The organism is Klebsiella sp. GB_Kp056, assembly GCF_040064755.1.
GTDB classification, from domain to species: Bacteria; Pseudomonadota; Gammaproteobacteria; order Enterobacterales; family Enterobacteriaceae; genus Klebsiella; species Klebsiella quasipneumoniae.
The window spans coordinates 81040-97706 of the sequence record NZ_JBEAJA010000055.1; the positions used below are offsets into that span (position 1 = coordinate 81040).

15 protein-coding genes and 3 pseudogenes are annotated in these 16667 nt (G+C 51.1%); 9 read left to right on the forward strand and 9 right to left on the reverse strand.

Annotated elements, in window-relative coordinates; translation table 11 throughout:
* Nucleotides 1–2: 2 nt before the first annotated feature.
* The gene (locus ABLV52_RS17440; RefSeq protein ID WP_348890681.1) at nt 3–1085 is read right to left on the reverse strand and encodes an ImmA/IrrE family metallo-endopeptidase; all 1083 of its coding nucleotides are present in this window, start codon (nt 1083–1085) and stop codon (nt 3–5) included.
* The gene (locus ABLV52_RS17445; protein WP_032755313.1) at nt 1082–1408 is read right to left on the reverse strand and encodes a hypothetical protein; all 327 of its coding nucleotides are present in this window, start codon (nt 1406–1408) and stop codon (nt 1082–1084) included. The genes ABLV52_RS17440 and ABLV52_RS17445 overlap by 4 nt, the downstream gene beginning before the upstream one ends.
* A gap of 145 nt (nt 1409–1553) precedes the next feature.
* Between ABLV52_RS17445 and ABLV52_RS17450 the strand changes: the two genes are divergently transcribed.
* The 3 genes and pseudogenes from ABLV52_RS17450 to ABLV52_RS17460 all read left to right on the forward strand — a co-directional run bounded on the left by ABLV52_RS17450 (nt 1554) and on the right by ABLV52_RS17460 (nt 4553).
* Nucleotides 1554–1820, forward strand: coding sequence for a MazG-like family protein (locus ABLV52_RS17450; RefSeq protein ID WP_032755314.1), 267 nt, complete (start codon nt 1554–1556; stop codon nt 1818–1820).
* 1359 nt (nt 1821–3179) lie between these two features.
* Nucleotides 3180–3371: pseudogene (locus tag ABLV52_RS17455) on the forward strand (integrase arm-type DNA-binding domain-containing protein); the annotation flags it as partial.
* A gap of 74 nt (nt 3372–3445) precedes the next feature.
* A pseudogene (locus ABLV52_RS17460) lies at nt 3446–4553 on the forward strand (IS3 family transposase).
* 106 nt (nt 4554–4659) lie between these two features.
* Here ABLV52_RS17460 and ABLV52_RS17465 read toward each other — a convergent pair.
* From ABLV52_RS17465 to ABLV52_RS17480, 4 genes are all read right to left on the reverse strand, one after another.
* On the reverse strand, nt 4660–5379 hold the full coding sequence (locus ABLV52_RS17465) for a FadR/GntR family transcriptional regulator (RefSeq protein WP_048325388.1): 720 nt from the start codon (nt 5377–5379) through the stop codon (nt 4660–4662).
* Between the two features lie 90 nt (nt 5380–5469).
* On the reverse strand, nt 5470–6513 hold the full coding sequence (idnD, locus tag ABLV52_RS17470) for an L-idonate 5-dehydrogenase (protein ID WP_348890707.1): 1044 nt from the start codon (nt 6511–6513) through the stop codon (nt 5470–5472).
* A 16-nt stretch (nt 6514–6529) separates the two neighbouring features.
* Entirely contained in the window at nt 6530–7891 is a 1362-nt protein-coding gene (locus ABLV52_RS17475; RefSeq protein WP_064157700.1) for an MFS transporter, read from the reverse strand.
* Nucleotides 7892–7974: 83 nt separating this feature from the next.
* On the reverse strand, nt 7975–8742 hold the full coding sequence (locus ABLV52_RS17480; RefSeq protein ID WP_048325394.1) for an SDR family oxidoreductase: 768 nt from the start codon (nt 8740–8742) through the stop codon (nt 7975–7977).
* A gap of 337 nt (nt 8743–9079) precedes the next feature.
* Here ABLV52_RS17480 and ABLV52_RS17485 point away from each other — a divergent pair, with 337 nt between their 5' ends.
* The 5 genes and pseudogenes from ABLV52_RS17485 to ABLV52_RS17505 all read left to right on the forward strand — a co-directional run bounded on the left by ABLV52_RS17485 (nt 9080) and on the right by ABLV52_RS17505 (nt 13517).
* The gene (locus tag ABLV52_RS17485; protein ID WP_048325396.1) at nt 9080–10333 is read left to right on the forward strand and encodes an enolase C-terminal domain-like protein; all 1254 of its coding nucleotides are present in this window, start codon (nt 9080–9082) and stop codon (nt 10331–10333) included.
* A 382-nt stretch (nt 10334–10715) separates the two neighbouring features.
* Nucleotides 10716–10877, forward strand: a pseudogene (locus ABLV52_RS17490) (integrase arm-type DNA-binding domain-containing protein); the annotation flags it as partial.
* Between the two features lie 119 nt (nt 10878–10996).
* Entirely contained in the window at nt 10997–11737 is a 741-nt protein-coding gene (locus tag ABLV52_RS17495) for an SDR family oxidoreductase (protein ID WP_048335038.1), read from the forward strand.
* Between the two features lie 401 nt (nt 11738–12138).
* Nucleotides 12139–12705 (forward strand): XRE family transcriptional regulator, encoded by a 567-nt coding sequence (locus ABLV52_RS17500; protein ID WP_048298702.1) that lies wholly within the window; start codon nt 12139–12141, stop codon nt 12703–12705.
* Between the two features lie 449 nt (nt 12706–13154).
* Nucleotides 13155–13517, forward strand: a complete 363-nt coding sequence (locus ABLV52_RS17505) for a cupin domain-containing protein (protein WP_023290697.1) — start codon at nt 13155–13157, stop codon at nt 13515–13517.
* 144 nt (nt 13518–13661) lie between these two features.
* On the opposite strand, the gene ABLV52_RS17510 is transcribed toward ABLV52_RS17505, so the two are convergent.
* Together ABLV52_RS17510 and ABLV52_RS17515 are read right to left on the reverse strand one after the other, a co-directional pair.
* Nucleotides 13662–14462: a hypothetical protein gene (locus tag ABLV52_RS17510; RefSeq protein WP_102004649.1), complete on the reverse strand. Its 801-nt coding sequence runs from the start codon at nt 14460–14462 to the stop codon at nt 13662–13664.
* Between the two features lie 120 nt (nt 14463–14582).
* Nucleotides 14583–15467 (reverse strand): LysR family transcriptional regulator, encoded by an 885-nt coding sequence (locus ABLV52_RS17515; RefSeq protein WP_101862095.1) that lies wholly within the window; start codon nt 15465–15467, stop codon nt 14583–14585.
* Nucleotides 15468–15678: 211 nt separating this feature from the next.
* On the opposite strand from ABLV52_RS17515, the gene ABLV52_RS17520 reads away from it, so the two are divergent.
* Complete coding sequence (locus ABLV52_RS17520) at nt 15679–16251, forward strand: flavin reductase (RefSeq protein ID WP_044524415.1); 573 nt, start codon at nt 15679–15681, stop codon at nt 16249–16251.
* A 19-nt stretch (nt 16252–16270) separates the two neighbouring features.
* Here the strand turns inward: ABLV52_RS17520 and ABLV52_RS17525 are convergent, their stop codons facing one another.
* Entirely contained in the window at nt 16271–16624 is a 354-nt protein-coding gene (locus ABLV52_RS17525) for a helix-turn-helix domain-containing protein (protein ID WP_348890708.1), read from the reverse strand.
* Between the last annotated feature and the right edge of the window lie 43 nt (nt 16625–16667).

Here is a 16667-nt window from a genome sequence, read left to right on the forward strand (position 1 = left end):
ACTTATACAATATCTTCTTTACTGAATCTCACCTTAAGCCGGTTAAGGTGAGAAAAAGGAATGTTGCCCTCATGTTGTAAGTACCCGAGTACAATCCCTTTTGATACACCCATTTTCCTGGCTGTGCGGACGATGTCCCTCCAGTGGCGAACACCATAGCGCCTGAGTTGCTGCCTGTATTCTTCCGGAATGAGGACGTCTACCGCAAACGTATCGGCTTCTTTTTCCTCTTCTGTCGTCAGGCCTTCTTTACCTTCCGCACGGACCCGCACTGCCTCATGCAGAATGAGATGCCCGATCTCATGAAACAACGTAAACCAGAAATGGTCATCGGTGAGATAGCGGAAACTCATGACAAGCGTGGCGCGGTCTGGAGTGAAAAAGCAGGTGGCACCACTGGCCCGACATCCCCTGGGCGTTGGCAGCACGATTAGCGAAACCCCAGCAGTCGCGAGAAGCCGGCGAATATGGGGGATAAAAATACCCATATCAGGTTCGTTTGTTGCTCTCCGAAGTTCCGGCAAAAGCGCCTGCAGCGCCTTTTTATTCCATTCTGCGCAGACCTGTTTTGCACTCAGCTGTTCTGCCCGGGTCAGCCATACCAGATCGGCGACAGGCTCAGTCGTCAGATTCAGTGATTTACGAAAGGCGACCAGTGGAGCATCAGAATGTATTTTGTGAAAAAACTCACTCACGGAGTGTATACCGAAGAACGACAGACAGTGCTGGAATTTACTTTCCCGCGTTGTGGTTTTCGGGATCCAGCCAAACTCCATCATATCTCGTACGGGCAATGATTCCAGCCAGTCGCTGTTCACTTTCTGGATATGTTCTATTTGCTGGCGATAAGCATCTTCGCGCCTAATCCAGAAATCCGTCGATACGCTGAACAGATCTTCGAGTTTGTCGGCCAGGGACGGATTCAGTCGGAGTTTCCCTTCAAGAAGTTGCTGACCCCGATCAAGGGACAAACCTATCTTCTTACTCAGCTCCTCATCAGAAATCCCGTGTTCATCCATCAGATCTATAATCGTATCACCGGGTGGAGATACCCAGTCAGGCTGGAAGTCCTGCGTTACCATCATTTCACATCACCTATGAACACTAACCGTATCCGGCTGACCTGGGACCAGTCAATCGTATTGTCCTGATTTTTGGGCTGAACCGTATTCCCACAAACAAATCCCATTTTTTTATCACCGAAAAGGGTAATTGTAATACACTCTTCCCCTTCCTCAAAGCATACCTCCGGCGAACCGACGGGCAACGCTAATATGTTGTCCGCCACGGCGATATCGGAAAGGCGTGCGCGTAGCTTGGATGCCAGTTTTTCACCAAGGTTCTCATTTGCATTGTGCATACTCTCACAAAGAGCTCTTAACTTTTTGCTTTGAAAGGTAATGAACAAGGTTATCCACTTTTAATTTTTCTCATTGCTACGTTTATAGCAAACTTACCGTTCAATCACAAAATGCGATGCGCCATCGCAATGGACTCAGCATATATTTAATGTTAATGATAGCGCTTAAAATGACGGATACGTAGCGGGAATCATGAAAGATAAACATCAAGAAACCGAAGCACTGAAAGATGTGTTAGCTGAAATGCAACGGCAGGATGACAAATGGGGAGCAGACCGCAATCTGGATCCTTTCATCTGGGGTGCCATCCTTGGGGAGGAAGTGGGAGAGTTTCATCAGGCCGTTCTCCATGACCGTTTTGGGGGAAAAGCAGCCGGTACCAGCAGAGAAGAAGCGGTGCAGATTGCTGCGGTCGCGCTGCAAATCATTGAATATTACGATCGCGTAAAAACCCGCTGATCACCGACCATTGTCCTCTTGGCATCGCCTCGTATTTTTTCTGCGCTCCTTGACCTCGAGGAATGAGTGTCATCTTCTTAAGACGAGTCTGGACGTCATGCTTGAACCACAGGACGCTGCCCTGTGCCAGAACAGTCGCGCCTAAAGCCAGCATGCCATCATATGGACCGCAAGCCTTTACTGAAGATGGCGCTCCGGCCCCAGAAAGACTTTTGGTTTTCGGTCATTCGGTCCTAGGCATTCTCAATTCTCTGCAGACACTCATTGCACAAATCAGTCCAGGCTTCTGCGGAGCCCATCCTGTTGATCAGGGCGTAACTGTCGATCATAACCAGGTCATTGATTTTTTTTTCGAAGAAGGGCCTCCTCGTGCAAGGGCAGTGAGCAATATCCATTGCGATCTCACCTCATCTATAAAGTTTTCAAGGCCACTTATCATCGCATCAAATGACTGCTTCCTAGGTGGTCAGTTAAGGCAACCAACTTAGTGGCACGACGTAGGCCGCAATGGCCGTCACAACCATTACTCCGTCCAGCAGCGTGCCCAACGCTATGTAAGAGGAGTACGAATGCGTCTCACAAACCACTGGATTATCCACGATAAGATCTCAATTGACACGGTAGCTCAACGACTCGGCTATGCCTCACAGGCAGGGTTTAGAAGAGCTTTAAGCGCATCAATGGATATCCACCGGGCGCTATGAGGCAACGTTCAGCGAGAAGCATTAATAAAGTAAATGATTGAACGTTATATCTATCATTTTCTGGATTCGCTGCAGGGGGGCCGCGCATACCCTGAATCACTTAAAAGTGTAACTCTCAGGGTTCGAACGACTATATCTGGCACATAGCGGCCAGAGTTGGGGTGGGCTGGTCCGCTCTAAGCGAGGAGAGGAAATCGCAGTCGTTGTCACAATAGATGAGGGTCAACTTAAGTTGTGTTCTGTTACTCAATGGTGAGCAGGTCAAGTCTGTTTTTCAGTGTGACGACTCAACTAGATATCACCACACACAGTCGCAATCTCGTATTCTTTTCTCATCAAAGGGAGAAAAAACTTTTAGGCACCCAAATAGGCACCTAAGAAAAGTTGAACTAGCAGTTATTCAATTAAATTCAATTTATTACACAACCAATTCAGACTCCGCCAGCCCACCAAAATTCTCCATCGGTGATTACCAGAGTCATCCGATGAAGTCCTAAGAGCCCGCACGGCGCAAGCCCTGCGGGCTTTTTTGTGCCTTCAATTTGTCCCGCAAAATCTCAAGCAAACTAATTTAATCTGAACTTTTTAGGCCCATTGATAGGCCCAACGAAAAGCTCTATTGTTTTCGTTGGGCCTAAAAGCATGGAGACGACTCATGGCAAGACGAACCAAGCCGTTAACCGATACGGAAACCAAAGCCACCAAACCTAAAGATGCCGATTACCAGCTATATGACGGCGACGGGCTTACTCTATTAATAAAGTCCAGTGGTAGTAAGCTCTGGCAGTTCCGCTACTATCGACCTCTGACCAAACAGCGAACTAAACAGAGCTTCGGTGCCTACCCTTTTTGACCTGCTCCCCGTTGATTAATACACCACGATGTTAGTAATGTCTTCATAAGCCACATGAGGACATCCCCATGAAGAAGCGTTTTTCCGACGAACAGATCATCAGTATCCTCCACGAAGCTGAAGCCGGGGTTTCTGTCCGTGAGCTCTGCCGTAAGCACGCCATTTCCGATGCCACCTTTTATACCTGGCGCAAGAAGTATGGCGGTATGGAGGTGCCCGAGGTTAAGCGCCTGAAATCGCTTGAGGAAGAGAACGCAAGACTCAAGAAGCTACTTGCCGAAGCCATGTTGGATAAGGAGGCACTTCAGGTGGCTCCGGGGCGAAAGTACTGACGACAGGCCAGAAGCGGGAAGTCGTTGAGTTTATGTGTGATGCGACCGGTCTGTCGCAACGTCGTGCCTGCAGGCTTACAGGTTTGTCCCTGTCGACCTGCCGCTATGAGGCTCAGCGTCCGGCAACTGATGCGCATTTATCAGGGCGCATCACTGAGCTGGCACTGGAGCGCAGGCGTTTTGGCTACCGCCGCATCTGGCAGCTGCTGCGTCGGGAGGGCCTTCACGTCAATCACAAGCAGGTATAACGTATTACCACCTTAATGGACTGAGCGTAAAACGCAGACGACGCCGTAAAGGACTGGCGACCGAGCGGTTTCCGCTTCTGTGGCCGGATGCGCCGAACCTGACATGGTCGATGGATTTCATTATGGACGCACTGGCCAACGGTCACAGGATCAAGTGCCTGACCTGTGTGGATGATTTCACAAAGGAGTGTCTGACGATCACCGCCGCTTTCGCGATTTCAGGTGATTAGCTCGCGCATATTCTGGACAACATCGCACTATTTCGGGGCTACCCGGCGACAATAAGAACCGATCAGGGCCCCGAATTTACCTGCAGCGAACTGGATCAATGGGCCTTTGAACATAGTGTTGAGTTACGCTTAATCCAGCCGGGCAAGCCAACTTAGAACGGATTTATAGAGAGTTTCAACGGTCGCTTTCGGGATGAATACCTGAATGAGAACTGGTTCAGCGAAGTTCTTCATGCCCGGAAAATTATTCATGACTGGCGGCATGACTATAACGAGTCCAATCCTCATTCATCGCTGAATTACCAGATGACATCTGAATTTGCAGCAGGCTGGCGAAACAGGAAACATGAAGAAAAATCAACCTGAAGGTTATATCTAATACTGGAGGCAGATCAATAAAACGAAACACCAGCAGGCAGATGATTTCCCAGATAAAAGCAACAGCCATTCAGGTTACAGCCTGGAATTGCGATCATTTATCCCCAGAGATATCTATAGATTTAATTTTTTCAATAGCAACAACATTTCCAGACATCGCTTCATTGAGAACTTGTACAGCAGAACTAGCATCGCGGTTCTTAATGGACATGTAGACCTTAATATGAGCCTCCACGCTCTCAAGAGTAATACCCAGTGCACGGTTGAGCTCTTCAAGATAATAGTAATAGATATCTTTAATTGAGCTCATAACATTGTAAAAGACACTATTATGAGAGGCCTTGACAATGGCCAGATGGAACTCGTAATCCGCTTCTGAATACTTTTTATAGTCACCCTTGTTGATCAGCATATTGTTCAATGCTTCTTCGAGCTGACGAATATCGTCTTCGGTAGCGTTCAAGACCGCGAGTTCCACACATTTAAATTCCACGGTTTGGCGGAAAATCATCATATCGTGAAATTCTTCGCGACTCAGGTGCATGATTGGACGGGGCTCGTTACTCAACATGTGTGGAGTGAAGTTTTCGCTCACGTAGCTGCCGCTACCCTGCCGTGTCACCACTATCCCAAGATCACGAAAACGCTGTACCGCACTACGTACACTGACACGGCTAACGTTAAATGAGGCAGTTAGCTCCGCTTCCGAAGGTAAACGACTACCTGGCGCCCAGCTGCCGTCCAGCAGCTTGCTGCATATCTGATCATAAATTTCATTTACAACATTTTGTTTTTGAATGGATTTTATGCTCAAGATGGGTATCCGTTAAGATGTCGCTGAAGTAATTTATTGTATAACACTTCACTTTTAAGAACAAAGCGCCCGGCTGGGCGCTTTTCACCGTTAATCGAAACGAATGAGCACCTTAGCAGAGACATTTTTGTCTGTGGCGGTAATCAATGCGTCTTCAATTTGCTGGGGCGGGAACTCGGCGCTGATAAGCGGGCGAGGATCGACACGACCATCTTCCAGCCAGCGTACCGCGGTGATGAACTCACCGATAAAACGGAATGACCCGACCCAATTGAGTTCTTTAACCAGCATCGGAGACACTGGCCAGCTTACCGGGCTGGCGCCCATCCCCACCTGAACGATGGTGCCTGCAGGGCGGGTGAAATCGACGGTGGATGTCACGGCAATCGGCGCGCCAGAGGCCTCAAACACGACATCAAAATAGCCTTTATGCTGCTGATAATAGACAACCTGTTCTTCAACCCGCGGATCCATCACCGCAGTGGCCCCCATCTGTCGAGCCAGTTCCAGGCAGCGAGGGCTGAGATCGGACGCCACCACTTCAGATGCTCCTGCACTGCGCGCCGCCGCGACGATCAGACAACCAATGGGGCCTGCGCCAATCACCAGTACGCGTTTGCCGGTCAACTGGCCCGCCTTTTTTACTGCATGAATAGCGACCGCCAGCGGTTCCGAAAAGGCCATCACGTTTGCAGGCACGCGCCTATCGTAAGGAATACATTGCTCCGGTTTTACCACCACGTATTCAGAAAAACCGCCATTCACATGTGGATTGAACTGCGCGCTGCCCATAAAGCACATGGAGCCGCACAGATTTTGATGGCCGGAAAGGCACATCTCGCACTGATTGCAGGGGCTGGACGGGTTCACAGCAACCGTCTGGCCAACTTTCAGCTCGCTGCCTGCTGGCACTTTGCTGATCACGCCAACAAACTCATGGCCAATCACCATCGGATGCTTGAGGACAGACATCCCCGCGCGGCCATGCTGATAGTAGTGGATATCAGAGCCACAGATGCCGCCGCAAGCGACCTTCACGACGACATCATATTCATCATGCTCGATTTCACGTGATTCATAGCGTACGTCTTTTTCCGCATGGGCCAGACAAGCGTTACAGGTTATTTTTCCCATTTTGATGATGACCTCATTATTTGTTGGCAGTTGCCGGATTAATGGTATTCTTATCCACGGTGTCGGCATTCTTTTTTTCAGGCAGGATCACTTCAATCTTTCCCACCAAGAATATGTAGGCTAATAAGCCCAGTCCGGCGACGCCTGCGATATACCACATGGCGTACTGGAAGTTTTGCGTGCGCTGGAGAATAACCCCAATAACAATTGGGCTAACGATCCCAGAAAGGTTCCCGCAAATATTTAAAAAGCCGCCCATCGTGCCGAGGAAATTACGAGGAATCACATCGCTCCAGACCACCCAACCCAGGTTTGAAAAGGCGTTAGCAAAGAACGCAACAGACAGAATGATAATCGCAATAACCGGCTGGTTTTCAAAGAAATTGACCAGACCGATAATCATGGTGACGCATAGGCCAGCCATAACGGGTAATTTTCGTGCCAACGTTCGGGATTTTCCTTTTTTCAGCAGCATGTCGCTTAGCGTACCGCCACAAAGCACCCCCAGCATCGCCATAATATAGGGAAGCATAGCACCCACCCCGGCTTTTGAAATAGAGAGATGCAGCCCTTTTTCCAGGTAAACAATAAACCAGGTCAGGAAAAAATAGAGTGTAGACGAGCAGGCAAACTGGGTGATGAACAGGCCCCAAATCGTTTTTTTGCTGAGGAAGAACTTAATATCTTGCCAGCTGATTTTTGCACTCACGGAGGATTGGTTCGCCGAACCATAGCCGCCGCCTGCTTTGATATAATCCAGTTCTGCCTGGTTCACAGCGGTGCTGTGCTGTGGATCGCGGTAATACATAAGCCAGTAGATGCCAAACAGAATCCCGGCGCCCCCGGACAGATAAAACGACATTTCCCAACCGTAATTAGCCACAATAAAGGCGAGGGCAGGTGTCAGCAGCGCGAGACCAAGGTATTGTGCACTGGAATAAATCGCGGTCGCACGGGCTCGCTCATGGTCTGGGAACCAGGTTGCGATTATTTTCGTGTTAGACGGGAAGGACGGTGCTTCGGCAACACCAATTAATGCGCGGCAGGCCAGAAGCATGGCAAATGAAGCGGTTGCCGTCGCGAATAAATGGTGTGAGGCGAACCCCATCATAAAGGTAAAAATACTCCACAGAATAATTGCACCACCGTAAAGAATACGTGAGCCAATGCGATCAAGAACATAGCCGACAGGAATTTGACTGGCGGCGTAGGCCCAGGTAAACATGGAGAAAAGCAAACCCAGTTGTGTTGGCGTCAGACTGAAATCATTCTGGATATTCGAACCAGCAACGGCAAGATTGGCGCGATCCATATAATTAATTGCAGTCACAATAAACAGCAATGTGAGAATAAAGAGTCGTTGTCTTGAAGCCTTCATAATGATACCTGTGTTATATCGGCATGCATCGGGGTGAACACATGCCATCAATTTTAAAGGCGAGTAGGTAGAGTACGGGCGGCTTATAACACGGCGAGCCAGCCACCATCGACGTAAATAATCTGCCCGTTGATATAATCGGATGCTCTGGATGATAAGAAGACGGCCGTGCCGATAAGCTCATCCGGACGACCCCAGCGCTGAGAGGGGTTGCTGCTTTTCACCCAGGCGTCGAACTGTTTGTCTTCGATAAGTGCAGTGTTCATATCCGTCAGAATGTAGCCCGGCCCAATGGCGTTGGTCTGGATATTAAACTGTGCCCATTCTGCGGCCATCGAGCAGGTGAGCATTTTGATACCGCCTTTTGCCGCCGTGTACGGGGCAACGGTCGGTCGTGCAGCCTGGCTGGTAAGCGAGCCAATATTAATGATTTTGCCGCCACTGTTACGGGCCATCATCCGTTTTGCCGCCGCGCGGGACACCAGAAATGCGCTGGTCAGGTTAGTGTCGATCACCTTCTGCCAGTTTTCCAGCTCCAGTTCGACCATCGGTTTACGGTACTGAATACCGGCGTTATTGATCAGGATATCCACACTGATCCCTTCTGCATCGAGTTTGCTAAAAGCCGCCTCAATCGCCTGTTCATCGGTGACGTCAAAAGCCACGCCTTGTGCGTCGTAACCCTTGCTTGTCAGTGTATCCACGGATTCGGCCAGCAGTGTGTCGCGAATATCATTCAGGATGACCCGTGCGCCTGCAGCGGCAAGGCCCTCTGCGTAGGCAAAGCCCAGTCCGCGTGCAGAACCCGTCACCAGCGCCGTTTTCCCGGTTAAATCAAATAAAGCGTTCATGTTGTTTCCTCATTCGTTTGATTTGTATGACGACTGTCTTTTTTAAGGTTGAATTTTCATCCTGACAAAATCAACAGTTCACCTATGAATTTGCAACAAGGATCACAAACAGCTCCACTTTGCGATCATGTTATTAATATTAAATGATTGAATTATAAGTATTTTTTTAATTTTAAGTGAACGCAATTTGATCGCTATCACAGAATGGCACTCTAAGCGATCCTTTGTAAAAGAAGCGTGATATAACAGCACCAAGTTGTAGGACAACTTACAAATATGCACCATGTCATCCACAACGGTATGACATGCGGTAAATTCGCTGAGTTGAGGAGAGAAAGTGAGTAACCTGAAAATCACTAACGTGAAAACGATTCTGACGGCGCCGGGCGGCATTGATTTGGCGGTCGTTAAGATAGAAACCAATGAGCCGGGGCTGTATGGGCTGGGATGCGCGACCTTTACGCAGCGTATCTTCGCGGTAAAAAACGCGATCGATGAGTACATGGCGCCTTTTCTGATTGGCAAAGATCCGACCCGTATTGAGGACATCTGGCAGTCAGGCGCGGTGAGCGGTTACTGGCGCAATGGCCCGATCATGAACAATGCATTGTCCGGCGTGGACATGGCGCTGTGGGATATCAAAGGTAAGCTGGCGGGGATGCCGGTTTATGATCTGCTGGGCGGCAAATGCCGTGATGGGATCCCATTGTACTGTCACACTGACGGTGGCGATGAAGTTGAAGTGGAAGATAACATCCGCGCCAGAATGGAAGAAGGCTACCAGTACGTTCGCTGCCAGATGGGAATGTATGGTGGTGCGGGGACCGATGACCTCAAACTGATCGCCACGCAGCTGGCACGTGCGAAGAACATTCAGCCGAAACGTTCACCGCGCAGCAAAACGCCTGGCATCTACTTTGACCCGGACGCCTACGCCAAAAGCGTTCCGCGTCTGTTCGACCACCTGCGTAACAAGCTCGGTTTTGGCATCGAATTTATTCATGATGTCCATGAGCGCGTCACCCCGGTGGCCGCCATTAACCTTGCAAAGACACTGGAACAATATCAATTGTTTTATCTCGAAGACCCAGTCGCGCCGGAAAATATCGACTGGTTGAAAATGCTGCGCCAGCAGTCTTCCACGCCAATATCCATGGGCGAACTGTTTGTCAATGTTAATGAGTGGAAACCGCTCATCGACAACAAACTGATCGACTACATTCGTTGTCATGTGAGCACCATCGGCGGCATCACGCCGGCGAAGAAACTCGCTGTCTATAGCGAACTGAACGGCGTGCGTACCGCGTGGCACGGTCCTGGTGATATTTCACCAGTCGGGGTCTGCGCCAATATGCATCTGGATCTGAGTTCACCGAACTTCGGCATTCAGGAATACACGCCCATGAACGACGCGCTGCGTGATGTCTTCCCGGGTTGCCCGGAGATTGACCTCGGCTATGCCTACCTGAACGATAAGCCTGGCTTGGGTATCGACATTGATGAAGCCGAGGCGGCGAAATACCCGTGCGAGGGGGGGATCCCTTCCTGGACAATGGCGCGCACACCTGACGGCACGGCTTCAAGACCGTAAATAATAAAGACCCGGCTTAAATTTGCCGGGTCTTTATTACAGCTAGCCACTCAAAATAATGAGTCCGACGAATCACCATAAAAATCCAACGCATAAATACTCCTTTCCCTATCAATACCGTCACCACTCTTTTTGCGCCTTCCCTTCTAAGCAACCTATAAACATCCCCAACAGAATTTATCTACTCCTGCACTAATTACGCCGCTGCCAGCCCATCGGTGATTACCAGAGTCATCCGATGAAGTCCTAAGAGCCCGCACGGCGCAAGCCCTGCGGGTTTTTTTGTTACCTGTGCGGTCATATTTTCTGTATCAATCTCGAGCATCATCTATGCTTGTTTTGCACCACGATGCCATAACGTAAAAAACCATGGTGCAAAAACATACCTAACCAATTGAAATACCAAACTAATACCGAGTAGCAACTACGCGATGGCGACGGGCTGGCGTTGTTGATTAAGCCATTCGGCAGAAAGATCTGGTTCTTCAAATACACTCCCCCGGCGCAGAAAAAAAGGGCCACCATCAGCATTGGACCCCACCCCGCTTGGTGCCAAATGCCAACGCTGCAGCCATAATGTCACCATTGCGTGATGTAACAGATGCGACTGATGGTTATCTTCGTCAGGTACGTGATGGTTCTAAAGACAAAGAAAGGCGAATCATGGGCAGATTTCAAGGTAAACGCATCCTTATCACTGGCGGTACCAGCGGTATGGGATTTGCAGGCGCACTGCGCATTGTTAGTGAGGGCGGCAATGTTGCCATTACGGGCCTCAATGATGAAAGGCTGAAGCGCGCCCGTAGTCTACTGCCTGAATCATCTCTCATTCTGAAAAACGATGCAGCCAGCGAAGCAGATATAAGCGTTCTTCAGGCAGCGATAAGCGGCTGGGGTTCACTCGACGGACTATGGCTTAATGCTGGCTTCGCAGAAGTAGGTGCTCCGGAATCGGTGACAGCGGATGCTTTTAACCGCATGATGAATGCTAACGTCCGCGGCCCGATGCTGCAGCTTGCCGCTCTTTCTGGATCCCTCAATTCAGGCGCGTCTGTTCTTGTCACCTCATCTTCATCTGTATATGAAGGTGCGGCAATGACCAGCCTCTATGCAGCAACGAAAGGCGCAGTTGTCGCAATGGTTAAAAGCTGGGCCTCTGCGCTGGCTGTGCGGGGTATTCGCGCCAATACGCTGGTACCGGGTCCGATCGAAACGAACTTTAGACATTTCATGCCGGAAGAGTCGCGTCAGCAGTTTGAGGATTTTGTTGTCAGCCAGGTCCCCCTCGGCCGGGCAGGAACCGCGGAAGAAGCCTCTGCTGTCGCACTTTTCCTGCTTTCTGATGATGCATCCTATGTCACCGGCAGTCAGTACGCGGTAGATGGCGGGCTGGTGCATTACTAGATATGGCAACACCGGCATCATTTCCTGATACAGATCCTCAAACCCCCACTGTAGAAGTGGGGAAAATAACGGCCCCTGCTTACATCAATAAACAATCCGTTACTCCAGAATCGTCCATTTTTCGCTTAAAACAGCCCGGCAACATCCGAACGCAACGAACAGATTCAATGTGCAATATCTCCCGTTACCCAGACTGCCCATCAAACCGGTGAACACCAAAATGGTTCATTTGAAAGGATAAACGTGGTATTCAGGCATGGCGGGCGCGTGAAGAATCACTGACTGTTGATGCAGCGATGACATATCAGGCCAGCGACAGCAGTGTTATGTCCCTACCGCAATCTCAACTGGGCGGGGCGTTTATTCGGATGAGAAGGACTCACTCGGGGAGGGAGGCAATAATGGCAGATTCAGAACGCGATAAACCAGCTGCCTTGTCATTAAATATCGGCAGTAAAATAAGACGACTACGGCAGTCCCGGGGGATTTCGTTAAACGATCTGTCTAAATTGTCAGGGGTTTCAAAGGGAGCGTTATCCAAACTGGAATCAGGATCTTCCAGTCCCCGAGTTGATACGCTGGACGCTATCGCCACCGCGTTACGTTTACCGGTCGGCGATTTGCTAAGCGGCAGCAGGATGTATCCCCGCTTTGAAAAATATCGCCCTGTGCCGGGCGATTATTCGCAAATGATGAAATTCCGCATCGGCCCCGGCAATACCTCCGAGATATGGTTGCTGCAAATGGAACCGCGGGTCACCATCCACAGCCCCGGACATTCAGAGGGGGCGCATGAACATATTCTGGTACACAGCGGAACTCTGCGCCTGCGCTTGAGCCAGTATGAAGTCATCACCCTGGAGCCCGGGGATTTTTATGCCTTCTCTGCAGAGATTGCGCACACGTACAGCGCAACGGAAACGGCGGTTAGCGCGACGGTGGTGATGACTCACCTCGAGCCCGGTTAACTCCGCCGCGCCATTATCGGACCTGGAGACCTGAGATATGGCGCCGGCGTTTCGGGCATCTGTTCACTTAAAGAAACAAAAACGGTCCGCTGAATGCCTGAGGGAAAATTATTTTAAAAATAAAATTAATTAAATTCAGTCGATTGATTGCGAACTGATAAATATCTTCCCCCGTCATCGGGAAACCCGTTGTTCAGTTTGCGGGTTAACTGTATTGTTATTTCGAACAGCAGAGCCGGCCTGCTTGCGCTGTATTTTCCCACAAAGCAAAGCAGGCGTAATAGCCGGAAAGCTGGCCATAATACGGTCACTTTCCTGATGATCCTGGCGTCTTTTTATTAGCGATCAATATCGCCTAACCCGGCTGTGCGCCGTGCGGCCCAATGCCTGCTCTTTTTTTATGACGAAATCAACCCACCCGCATTAAATATGTGTGACGGAGAAGATGAATGCGTAAAGTTAATTTAAAAGACAGTTTTGCTCTGTTCAGCGATTACTGGAGCCCGAAAATTGTCGGCGAAATGAATAACGAATATGTCAAACTGGCTAAATTATCCGGAAAATTTGACTGGCATCATCATGAACAGGAGGACGAGCTTTTTCTTGTGGTCAGCGGCCGCTTGCGAATGGGCTTAAGAACAGGCGATATCATTCTTGATGCCGGTGAGTTTATTATTGTGCCGAAAGGAACTGAGCATTGTCCTGAAGCGTTAACCGAAGAGTGCTGCGTCGTTTTACTGGAGCCAAAATCGACCCTGAATACGGGTAATATCGTCAATGAACGTACCGTGCGTGAACTGGATAAACTCTAATCGTCTGGCGGTGCGGAACAAACCGGGCCAGGGGAAGTTTTAGCGTTACCGGTTACCCGGCCCCCCTCTCAGGATAAGCCCCCCCCACGACATCTCGCGCCCCCCTTACACACTCCGGCCGCGTCAGCGGCCGGAGGGATAGATTTACTCCTTGTCAGAATAGGCGTCCAGCATGGCAAAGACCGCCCACCGCGCCGCATCGTCTGCAATATTGTCAGGCAGCGCATCAGCCCGCAGATTGACATAAGCGTCGGCAGCCCTTCGGATGGCAATCCCGACAGAGTGACGATCGTGCGTTGCCAGAGTGGAAGTCAGCAGGCCATCGGGATCAATGCCGAGGGCTTCTATTCGGCGAACCCCGCGTTGCGGTAGATTGGCGCGACGGAACAGCATCGGTCCCAGCACTTGTTCGCGGAAGAAGGACAGCATCCCCAGCGCTTCGAAGAGTTCGCCCCTGCCCAGTTTAACCCCGGCATAATGCAGCCAGATCCAGGCTCGGGACTCAAACCACTCCGGCGTCATGTTCGGCCAGTAAGCGCTAAATTTTGCCAGCTGGCGCTTGAGAGCATCGCTATCACGGGTAAATAGCACGGCAGGCTCCTCAACGCGCTGAGTGAGCATGTCCAGGGTGATAAATTTGAGATCGACATGCAGAAGTTGCGGGCCAAACAGACAGATCAGCAGGCGAGGCTCGCCGACGTGTTCCCCGGTGAAAGCATGTAGCAGATGGCCGAGGGTTCCGGCGAACGCCATACGCTGAGCCATGATTTCGTCATAATAGAGAGGGTCGACCACCACCACGAAATCGAGATCGGAGTATTGATCAAACCCGCCATGGATAAACGAGCCGCCGGCGAGAAGGGCGAGGATCCGCGGGTCAGACTGTAATTTAAGCTTCAGTTGCTCTGCAAAACTTCTGTGTAAATCGGGGAGCGTATTAAACATACTTTTTCCTGTTCACAAAAAAGACAAAGCATTACAGAATATCGAGTGATTGATCGGCAGACCAGATATTTCTGCAGGAGCCCTGCGCTCCCATGAGGGGCTCCCGAAACGATACTCCCCTCAAACCACCTCGCTCATCCACTCAGCAAACGCCCGAACGGCGGGAGAGAGAAAGCGCTGGTGCGGATAGAGCAACGTGACGGGTACCGGGGGCGGCTGCCAGTCCGCCAGCACTTCCACCAGCCTCCCCTCCCGCAGGTGGTCAGCAATGATATTCTCCGCCAGCTGCGCCAGCCCAAATCCTGCCAGGCACATTTTTATATAAAGCCCCGTTTCATTCACCGCGGCGGTGCCGCTGACGGGTACAGAAAAAGTCTCGCCGTGGCGAAGGAAGCGGAACTCATCGGCCCGCCTCGCCTGGCCGGAGAAATAATGCACGGCCCGGTGCTGAGAGAGCGCCTCCGGTGATGGCGGCACGCCATATTCCCTGAGATAGTCCGGTGACCCGCAGGTGACCCAGCGAAAGCGGCCCAGAGGCCGGGCCACCAGGCTGGAGTTGTTCAGCTCTCCCGTGCGTATCACGCAGTCGACGCCTTCCTGAATGAGATCGACCTGCCGATCGCTGACCCCGATCATCAGGTAGATATCAGGGTAACGTCGGTAAAAGTCTTGCAGATGGGGCATGACGATGAAATGCGCGATGCCCGCGGGCATATCAACCCGCAGGCGCCCCTGAGGCCGCGCGACAGACTCGCTCAGGCTGGATTCGCTATGTTCGATGAGGGCGAGAATTTCCCGGCACTGCGCCAGATACTGCATCCCTTCCGGAGTCAGGCTCACCCGCCTTGTGGTCCGGTTCAGCAGCCGCACCTTCAGGTATTTCTCAAGGTTTTTAATGGTACTGGTGACAGTGGAGGCCGGCAGGGAAAGGGTTTCCGCGGCACGCACGAAGCTCCCTGCCTCCGCGACGCGCATAAACATCTGCATAGCCTGGATACGATCCACCTTCTTTCTCCCCTGTAGCGAGCAGCCTACCGACAGGCGGCATGATTATTCGTTGATTATGAATAATGAAAACAATTTACGCATCTTTTTGCGCTTAATCGCCTGGCGTATCGTTGCGCTGTGGATATAGCGCGAGGGGCCAAAAATGACCATGCCCTCAATAAATATCCAGAGAATCACCACGTTAAATAACACGCATAAAGGAAAAATAATGTCCGTTCAGCCTGTCGAATTACGTAAGGCGTATCGTTTATTGCAGGTCGGGTCCACCACCATGATTTCCGCAAAATATGATGGCGTCGAAAATGTCATGTCAGCCGCCTGGGTTGGGCTGGCAGGCGAGCGAAAAGTGGTGGCCTATATCGGCCCCCAGGCCTTCACTCGTCAGCTGGTGGAAAAGAGCGGCTATTTCGTCGTGCAGATCCCCGTAGTCAGCCAGATGGCAACCGTCCTCTACGCTGGCGGGCGCAGCTATGCCGACGCGCCGGATAAAAACGACACCATCCCCTTCTTTTATCAGCCGGGGTTCGATCTCCCCCTTGTCGCCGGCTGCGCGGGCTGGCTGGTGTGCAAAGTGATGCCTTACCCGGACATCCAGCAACAGCACAATCTGTTTATGGGCGACATCGTCGCCGCCTGGAGCGATGACCGGGTATTCCGCAACGGACACTGGATCTTTGATGATGCGCCGGACGAGCTGCGGACCGTTCACTATGTCGCAGGCGGGCAGTTCTATGCCATCGGCAAAGGCAGCAAATTCGATCATGGACCGGGTAAGGACTGACCCTCCCCGGTCATGAGCATCACTGACGAGATGTCTGCGCAGCAGAGCGGCTGATACTCCGGCGCCAGACGCCGGGTGCCTGGCCATATTGGCGCTTGAAACTGCGGTTGAAGGACTGCTGGGAGTCAAAGCCGAGGGCGATCGCCACGTTGAGGATCGGCTCGTTGCTGTGGGCTAAGCGTTCGACCGATTTTTGCAGCTTTTGCGCCCGGATATACTCCCCGAGGGGGTGCCCGGTGTGTTCTTTGAAGATCCGCTGCAGGTGCCACTTCGAATAGCCGGCTCGCCGGGCAATGGTATCAATATCCAGACGGCTATCAAGATGGTTGTCGATCCAGTCGATCAGATCCTGAATGATGGCGCCAGTGTTCATCATATTTCCCCCTCGCGGCCGGTTAAAAGCATCTTTAGCAGTT